This is a genomic window from uncultured Methanofollis sp. (assembly GCF_937919355.1).
Lineage (GTDB): Archaea > Halobacteriota > Methanomicrobia > Methanomicrobiales > Methanofollaceae > Methanofollis.
Genome location: NZ_CALFSA010000232.1, coordinates 1 through 1,320 on the forward strand (window position 1 = coordinate 1; position 1,320 = coordinate 1,320).

The 1,320-nt window shown below is 57.6% G+C and carries 2 protein-coding genes; one reads left to right on the top strand and one right to left on the bottom strand.

The window, feature by feature from the left end:
- Positions 1-112 precede the first annotated feature (112 nt).
- On the bottom strand, positions 113-568 hold the full coding sequence (locus Q0520_RS11350; RefSeq protein WP_298670176.1) for a response regulator: 456 nt from the start codon (positions 566-568) through the stop codon (positions 113-115).
- 206 nt (positions 569-774) lie between these two features.
- Here Q0520_RS11350 and Q0520_RS11355 point away from each other — a divergent pair.
- Positions 775-1,320: DUF333 domain-containing protein (locus Q0520_RS11355; protein WP_298670178.1), on the top strand; the 546-nt coding region annotated here is incomplete at its 3' end.

Below are 1,320 nucleotides of genomic sequence, written 5' to 3' on the forward strand. Positions count from 1 at the left end.
GTGGGATGCGTTGCACTGTACCATACAGAAAAGATGTGCCGTCTCTCTATATCAAAGGGGGCAACAGGACTCTATTTCCCGGTGCCTGAACGCCAGCAGGCCTGTGACCAATTTATGCGTGGACGATCAGGGCGTGATCCTTCCTGTCTCTGGAAAGGGAGTGCCCTCCTTCTCCTCTCCCTGTCGCCGTCATGACCGCATTGATCAGTTTCTGGAAGAAACTGTCGCCATCTCCGATCTTCTTGATGACCAGGTCCGCTCCTGCGGTCCGGGCGCGGGAGGACACGTCGCCGTGCCTTCCGCCGGTGATCAGGATATAGGGAAGGTCCATCCCGCGGTACCTCGCCTCGTTGAGGAGGCTGATGCCGTCCATCTCCGGCATCTCGAAATCAGAGATGCAGACATCGAAGTGTTCGTTCTCCATCCGGTGCAGGGCCTCGCGGCCTTCTCGGGCGAGAGTGGTCTTGATCTCACCTGTTGCTTCCAGGAAAAGTCCTATCACATTCAGGAGGGCGGGATCGTCGTCCACGACGAGGACCCGGATCTGGCCATTTGTGGGTGGGGACATCAGGGGGTAGTTATTGTGACTGGTATATAATTATATCTATAATCCGGGAGTCATGGTATCGGAATATACCCTCTGTATGGTTCCAGCCCCGGTAAAAAATCGATAATATTCGTATAAATCCTGATATCAATTGTATAAGACATGTGCTGACGAAAATTATGGTAGTTTTCGTATGGTTTATCTCCTATCATGCCCCTGTATCCTGTATGGCACGAAACGTAATCCTGGGCGTCCTCGCCCTGTTGTGCTGCGCCTGCATCCTTGGTGCCGGCTGCACCACGACCGGGCCGGCTCAGACGAACACAACTACTCCGGTGCCGGTGAACACGATCACCCCGGTGCCGACGAACACAACTGCCCCTGTCACCCCGACGGAGACCGGCACCGTCATCGGCATGCCGAACCCGGCCGCGGTGTGGTGCCAGGAGCAGGGCTACGGCTATGAGATCAGGAAGGATGCGGCCGGCAACGAGTACGGTGTCTGCATCTTCGGCAACGGTACGGAAGCCGACGAATGGGCTGTCTACCGTGCGGCGACCGGCGCCTACAACGAGACGGCAAACGAGACTGCGGTCAACGCCATGGTCGGCGGCATCGTCGGGATCAGCCTGAAAGAAAACCCGACGACCGGGTACAGCTGGAATGCAACCCTCTCCACGGGCCTGACCCTCCTGAACGACACCTACACCGTTGACCCCCACCCTGAGGGCATGGTCGGTGTGGGCGGCACCCATCTCTGGCTTGTGCGTGCC

Excerpts from the sequence above, each read along its gene's own strand:
- Q0520_RS11350 (WP_298670176.1), bottom strand. The coding sequence starts at position 568 with ATGTCCCCACCCACAAATGGCCAGATCCGGGTCCTCGTCGTGGACGAC.